The organism is Halomonas sp. HP20-15, assembly GCF_033446685.1.
In the GTDB taxonomy this organism is placed as follows: domain Bacteria; phylum Pseudomonadota; class Gammaproteobacteria; order Pseudomonadales; family Halomonadaceae; genus Modicisalibacter.
The window spans coordinates 222,337-229,263 of the sequence record NZ_JAWQLY010000008.1 but is presented as its reverse complement, the minus strand read 5'-3'; the positions used below and the strand labels follow the sequence as shown (position 1 = coordinate 229,263).

Annotated in this window: 6 protein-coding genes and 1 pseudogene; 6 read left to right on the top strand and 1 reads right to left on the bottom strand. The window is 64.2% G+C overall.

Features of this window, described 5'->3' with window-relative positions; translation table 11 throughout:
* Positions 1-185 (bottom strand): annotated as a pseudogene (locus tag R6258_RS12605) (C4-dicarboxylate ABC transporter substrate-binding protein); the annotation flags it as partial.
* Positions 186-749: 564 nt separating this feature from the next.
* Here R6258_RS12605 and R6258_RS12600 point away from each other — a divergent pair.
* The 6 genes from R6258_RS12600 to R6258_RS12575 all read left to right on the top strand — a co-directional run bounded on the left by R6258_RS12600 (position 750) and on the right by R6258_RS12575 (position 6,848).
* The gene (locus R6258_RS12600) at positions 750-1,907 is read left to right on the top strand and encodes a CoA transferase (protein WP_318450779.1); all 1,158 of its coding nucleotides are present in this window, start codon (positions 750-752) and stop codon (positions 1,905-1,907) included.
* Positions 1,900-2,607, top strand: a complete 708-nt coding sequence (locus R6258_RS12595; protein WP_318450777.1) for an enoyl-CoA hydratase/isomerase family protein — start codon at positions 1,900-1,902, stop codon at positions 2,605-2,607. Before R6258_RS12600 ends, R6258_RS12595 begins: the two co-directional genes overlap by 8 nt.
* 33 nt (positions 2,608-2,640) lie before the next feature.
* Positions 2,641-3,495 carry a CoA transferase subunit A gene (locus R6258_RS12590; RefSeq protein ID WP_318450775.1) on the top strand — a complete coding sequence of 285 codons (855 nt, stop codon included), beginning with the start codon at positions 2,641-2,643 and terminating at the stop codon, positions 3,493-3,495.
* Positions 3,488-4,222 (top strand): CoA-transferase subunit beta, encoded by a 735-nt coding sequence (locus tag R6258_RS12585; RefSeq protein ID WP_318450773.1) that lies wholly within the window; start codon positions 3,488-3,490, stop codon positions 4,220-4,222. The genes R6258_RS12590 and R6258_RS12585 overlap by 8 nt, the downstream gene beginning before the upstream one ends.
* A gap of 8 nt (positions 4,223-4,230) precedes the next feature.
* Positions 4,231-5,733 (top strand): class I adenylate-forming enzyme family protein, encoded by a 1,503-nt coding sequence (locus R6258_RS12580; RefSeq protein ID WP_318450772.1) that lies wholly within the window; start codon positions 4,231-4,233, stop codon positions 5,731-5,733.
* A gap of 146 nt (positions 5,734-5,879) precedes the next feature.
* Positions 5,880-6,848 (top strand): siderophore-interacting protein, encoded by a 969-nt coding sequence (locus R6258_RS12575; protein WP_318450770.1) that lies wholly within the window; start codon positions 5,880-5,882, stop codon positions 6,846-6,848.
* Positions 6,849-6,927: the final 79 nt, after the last annotated feature.

The window sequence follows — 6,927 nt, the reverse complement described above, 5'->3', positions numbered from 1 at the left end:
TTGACCTTGACCAGCGTCGACAGCGCCACGCCCACCGGGTAGTAGGTGCCGCCGGTGGTCGCGGTGCCCATGATGTAATGGCCGCCTCCGCCATTGTCCTGGGCGCTGGCAGCGATGCTGCCAAGACCCAGAGCGAAGGCGGTGGCGACACCGAGTGTCGACTTGAGTAGCTGATGCTTGTTCATAGCGTGGTTTCCTTTGACTCAGTTTCTTGTCGTTGTGGCTTCGAGAGACGCCGATGGCGACGTCTGGTTCATGGCGAGTCGCCAACGGCATGAGACGTTCCATCTCACGGTGGTACGCCAGGCAGAAAGATCCCGGGGCATCGATGGTCCAGAAGTGGCTTCCAGGCCGGTTCTTTGCGATGGATCTTCTTTAGCCGAATACTTGTTCTAAATATTAATACAGCGTTCCACATAAAGAGCGTGGCATAGCCCTTCGTAAAACGCCGACTAAACTTTAGTTCTAATCTCTCGTTCTCCAGGTCGGCGTCCCACCCCTACCCACCTAGCACTTCCCCGTCTCGACAGACACTTATCTCCTGGACATGACACGACTTACCCCCGCGCCAGGCACGGGAGCGTCGCGATCATTTGACAGGGGAACTTCGTATCATATACTGATACTACGTTCTATTATATGAGACACGCGGCGTGGCCGCGTCGCATTGGACGCTCGCTGTCTCGCCACTCGCTGTTCAGTAGCCTGAACACGACACCGAAATACCGCATGCAACATGAGGCCGAACCATGAAAGAACCACTCGAAGGGGTCACTGTCATCGAATTCTGCAACGTGGCGGCCGGGCCATTTTGTGGCATGTTGCTGGCCGACATGGGGGCGGACGTCATCAAGGTCGAAAGCCCAAAAGGGGGCGACAACCTGCGTGCCTGGCCTCCCATTACCGAGGGATTCAGCGAAAACTTCGCCTCGCTCAACCGCAACAAGCGATCCGTTGCCCTGAACCTGAAGGACCCGGACGATCGGGATAATGCCCGGTTACTTTGCGAAAACGCCGACATCGTGATCGAGAACAACCGTCCCGGTGTCATGACGCGTCTCGGCCTCGATTACGACACCCTTTCCCAGCGGAATCCGGCACTGGTTTACGTCTCCATTTCCGCTTACGGACAGACGGGTCCTCGCGCCCAGGAAGGGGGGTTCGATCTGACGATACAGGCCATGAGCGGCATCATGAGCGTGACCGGCGAACCCGGTGGCGCACCGGTCAAGTGCGGCGTACCGCTTGCCGACTTCTGCGCGGGTCTCTACGGCGCCTACTCCGCGCTGGCGGCGCTGCGTGCCGCACAGGAAACGGGCCAGGGAACGCATGTCGACGTGCCGATGCTGGGCGCCACGCTGGGTATCGCCGCGTTGCAGACCTCCGAATATTTCGGCAGCGGCAAGGATCCGGTGAAGCTGGGCAGCGCACATCCTCGCAATGCCCCCTACCAGGCCTTTGCCGCACGAGACGGCTATTTCGGCATGGCTGCCGGCAACGATGCGCTGTGGCAGAAAGTCTGTACCGTCGTCGACCGGCCCGAGTGGGAGAATGAGCCCAAGTACGCAACGACGACCTTGCGCGCCCAGCATCAGCACGAGCTGCGTGACAATCTCGAAGCCATCTTTCAGGAAGCGGATTGCGCCGTCTGGCTGGAACGGTTCCGCGCCATCGGCGTGCCCTGCGCGCCCATCAATTCCTACTCGCAAGTCCTGGCCGATCCGCAGGTGGAACACATGGGGTGGGTGCAGCCCCTGACGCTGCCGAACGGGGTCACGACCCGGACCTTTGGCTCGCCGGTCCTCATGGGCGGAACGCCCCAGACGATACGTCGCCCCCCGCCGCTTCTCGGCGAACATACGGAAGACGTCCTGGCCACGCTGCAACGGAAAACCCGCCATGAGTGAACGACTGAAGGTCTCGGAGCGCCCCGGCGCCCTGACCGTTTCGCTGAATCGACCCGACAAGCGCAACGCCCTGTCCTCGGCGCTCGTGGAAGACCTGATCGGGGTGATCGATGACGCGAGTCGACGCGGCATCGAAGTCATCGCCTTCCAGGGCGAGGGCAAGAATTTCAGCGCCGGCTTCGATTTCACGAACTGGCAGGAACACAGCGAGGGCGATCTCGTCCTTCGATTCGTACGCATCGAGCAGTTGCTGCAGAGGATCGTGCGCTCCCCCGCGCACACGATGGCGTTCGCCCACGGCCGCAACTTCGGTGCCGGCGTCGACCTGTTCGCCGTATGCAGACAGCGTATCTGCACCCCCGACACGACCTTTCGCATGCCTGGCCTGAAATTCGGCCTCGTACTGGGAACGCGACGCTTCGCCTCGATCGTCGGTCGCGACCGGGCGCACGAGATTCTCTCGTCCACACGGACCTTCGACGCCGCCGAAGCCAACCGCATCGGGTTCTCGACACGAGTCGCCGAGCGCGACGAATGGAAGTCGCTTCGCGACGAGGCGACCGCCGGAATCCCCGATCCCTCACGCGCGCTGCTCAACGCGGCATTGGCGGACAGGATGCTGGTCCACGACCTGGCATCCCTCGTGGAATCCGCGGCAACGCCCGGCCTGAAGCAGCGCATCGAGACTTATCTTGGATAGTCCAGGATCGCCATCACTCTCTGGAGGCCCGCCATGTCGTCGTCCGGTCATATCTCGAAAAACAAGATCATCGCTCTCGAGGAACTTGCCGCAAAGATTCCCGATGGCGCTTCCGTCGCACTCGGCGGCAGCTTTCTCCATCGCGGTCCCTTTGCCCTGGTCCGGGAACTGATCCGTCAGGGGCGGCGCGATCTTGAAATCATCAAACAGTCGCCGGGATACGATATCGATATCCTGTGTCGTACCGGCGTCGTGACACGTGCCCGTACCGGCATCGTGGCCATGGAGGGTAACTTCGGCCTGGCACCCTGGTACCGCCGGCGTATCGAGGAGGGAAACCTCCTGCTGGAGGAGCATGCCTGTGCAAGCCTGACCGCCGGCCTGCGCGCCGCCGCCTATGGCGTGCCGTTCCAGCCCTGTGGCGGGCTGCAGGGCAGCGGCCTCGCCGCGCTCAACGGCTGGCAGACGCTCGAGGATCCCTACGGCAGCGGGGAATCGGTGTATGTCATCCCCGCCATACGCCCCGATTTTGCCGTCATCCACGCCAACGAAATCGATGCCCAGGGCAATACCCGCGTCCTCGGCACGAGCCACTGGGATCGCATCATGAGCCGCGCGGCCGACCGTGTGCTCGTCGTTGCCGAGCGATGCGTCGATACCCTGACCTTCGTCGACCGGCCCGAAGCGACCCTCATCCCCTATTTCCTGGTCGAGGCGGCCTGCGTCTGTCCGCAAGGAGCCTGGCCCGGCTCCAACTATCCGGACTACGAGATCGATTACCCGGCCATCGACGCCTACCTGGCCCCGGGTGAAGACGCCCTGGAACGCCATCTCGCGTCTGCCCCCGAAGTCCGCGCCACGGCCGAGAGGAGTGACACCCATGTCTGAGCGCTGGTCAGCATTCTCGTACCTGGTCACCAACCTGGCGCGCCTCATCCGGCCCGACGAAATCACCTTTTCTGGCGTCAACTCGACGTTCCCGATGCTGGCCTGCCTGATGGCCAAACGTGCCTACGACTGGGATTTCATCTACATCAACGTCGCCGGCGGCGTGGACCCGGACGTCGAGCATATTCCGCTATCGAGCTCGGATCCCGCCCTGGCCCACGGCTCGGCATCGATCTTCTCCAACGAGGATTTCTACGACCTCTGCACCCGGGGCCGCATGGACCTGACCTTCCTGGGCGCCGCCCAGATCGACGGCGAAGGCAACGTCAACAACTCGGTCATCGGCGACTGGCATCACCCCAAGGTCAGGCTGCCGGGCGGCGGCGGCGGCGCCGTGATGCTGCCGACGGCCAGGCGGGCCTGCACCTGGCGAACCGAGCATTCCACCAGGACTCTGGTGAACACGCTTCACTTCGTCACCTCCTGGGGCGGGATGGACAGCGTGGTCACCCCGATTGCCGTCTTCAAGAAGCGCAACGGCCGGCTCGCTCTCGAGTCCTGGCATCCAGAGGTGACATTGGACGAGGTGCGAGAACGCACCGGGTTCTCCTTCGAGCATGACGGGGCCACGCTCACGCCACGACCGACCGGCGCCGAGCGCGACGCCCTGCAATCGCTCGATCCAGAAGGCCGCTTCGAGGCAGATGCCGCGGTTACCATTCGGTGAGGTGAGACATGCAAGAAGAGACTTTGCTCGATAAGTACAGGGTCCTGTGGCGGTCTCGGGACTGGCATGATCGCCCCGCTCTGCTCAGCGAGGACACGGCGCTCACGTACGGCGAACTCGCCGCTCGTGTCGACGCGCTGGCAGCCGACCTCATCGCTCGCGGCATCGAGCCCGGCGATACGGTCGCCCTGTCGATGGCCCGGACCGGAGACAGCGTCGTGGTCCTGTTGGCGATACTCCAGGCCGGCGGTTGCCTGTGTCCCATGGAGCCAAGAACCTCGCCGGAGGAAATGGCGGATCGGCTGCGGCGGCTTCGCTGTCGCTGGGTGGTTACCGACGAGACCCAGGCCCACCAGTTCGCCGACGCGCCTCATGACTGCACCGTTCTCGATCGTTCACGGTTGAGCGGCGATCGCGGCAGGACCGAGCCCGGATCGCCGGTGACGGCCGATAGTCCGGCGTTGATCCTGTTCACCTCGGGCAGTACCGGGCAACCCAAGGCACTTCAGCTGACGCACCGTGCGTTGAGCTGCAATGCGCTGGGCGTCGTTCGGCATACCGCGCTGACGCCCGACGACCGGCTCCTGCACATCATGCCGATCTATCACACCAACGGCATCAACAACCAGATCCTGACGCCGCTGCTTTCGGGGTGCTCGATCGCCTTCACGCCGCGCTTCAAGGCGGAGAACGTTCCCGGTCTCATGGAACGGTATCGACCGACGATCATTACCGGGGTACCCACCATGTATTCCCGCATGCTCGCCCATGACTTCCCGGCCGCCGCCTTGGCCGCCCTGCGCATGGTGCGGTGCGGATCAGCGCCCATCACCGTCGACCTCCAGGAACGTATGGAAGCCCTGTTCGGCTGCCCCGTGGTGGTTTCCTACGGACTTTCCGAGGCAACCTGCACCTCGACCATGAACCCGCCGGAGCGCCGGCGCATCGGCTCCGTGGGTACCGTGCTGGATGGCCAGACGGTTGCACTGCTGCAGGTAGATGGCGACGTCCCCGTTGCGCCGGGCCAGGAAGGCGAGATCTCCATCGCCGGGCCGGCGCTCATGAGCGGGTATCTCGACGAAAAGGGCATCCCCTGCCGCGACGACATCGCTTCCGGCTGGTTCCGCACCGGCGATCTCGGACGCTTCGATGAGGATGGCTACCTGTCGATAACCGGAAGGATCAAGAACGTCATCATCCGCGGCGGAGAAAACATCGCGCCCGAGCTGATCGAGCGCGTCCTCATCGCGGATCCCTCGATCGACGCCTGTTGCGTCGTGGGAAAACCCGACCCCGACCTCGGGGAAGTGCCCGTCGCCTTCGTGGTCCCCAACGCCGATCACGATATCGACACGGTCAGGCTGATGAATCTCGTCAGCCAGCGTCTTTCCCGCAGCCATCAGCCGGCTTGGATTATCGCCATCGGCGAACTCCCCGAAAGCGCCATGGGGAAAGTGGACCGAAAGGCACTGGCACGCCGTCTCGCCGAACCGGCCGGCGCCACGCCCTGAAACGCGGCATACCTCAGGGAGTGAGCGGCGATGGCGGCGTTCCCGGCGGGCACGTCACTTTGCCTCGGCGGGAAACCAGGCAAGCGGTCAATTGAGAATGGTTATCAGGAGTGATAGCCTGCTGCGATCGCAACGGGGAACACGCCATGGCCGCAAAGCAAAGCTATCGAATATTCGACGTCACCCTCGCCCGGCGTACCCAGGTCAGCCCCTCGCTGGTCAGGTTCACCTTCACCGGGCCGGCGGTCGGCCAGATGGCCACCCACGCGCCGGACCAGCGCATCAAGCTGTTCTTCCCCGGCACTGAATCCGGCAGCGAAACTGGCGTCCAGGGCGGTCTCGACGCGCTGTTCGAGATCGTCCGCCTCAAAGAGCACGACTGGTACGGCGCCTATCGCGCCCTGCCCGACGCCCAGCGCCCGCCGATGCGTACCTACACCATTCGCGCGTTGCGCCCGGCCAGTGCCGAGGTCGACGTCGAGTTCGTGCTCCACGGCGACAACGGCCCCGCCTCGCGCTGGGCGATGCAGGCCCGCCCCGGCGATCGCCTGGCGATGACCGCCCCGGTGGCCGACACGGACCCGGTGGGCTTCGAATGGAAGCCGCCGCGCGGGGTGCGGCGCATCCTGGTGGTGGCCGACGAGACCGCCCTGCCGGCGGCCGCCGGGATTCTGGAAGAGCTTGCCACGCGCTCCGACCGGCCGTTGGTACAAGCGCTGGTCGAGGTGCCGCAAGGCGGCGACGAGCAGCCGTTGACGCCCACCGCCCAGGTACGCTGGCTGCCGCGCGACGCCGCCCCCGGCTGTGCCCACGGCGAGCGGCTGCTGAGCGCGGTGCGCGATCTCAACCTGCACCAGGAAATCCGCGCCCTGGGCGGCCAGCCCGGCAGTACGCTCGGAAGTGCAGAGAGTGCGGACACTCTCGAAGAAACGGCCGACGACTGCCTGTTCTGGGAAGCCGCGAGCGCCGACGACAGCGCCCCCTTCTACGCCTGGATCGCCGCGGAAACCAAGGTGGCGCGGGGCATTCGACGTTATCTGGTCAACGAGTGCGGGCTGCCCAAGCGCTACGTCACCAGCATGGGCTACTGGTGCGAGGGCAAGGTGCTGGGTTAGCCGCCCGATTCGTCAAATAGCGCGCTGACCACGACCCCGTAAAAGCGCATTTGTGGCACCATGGCAGGGCTAATCGTAC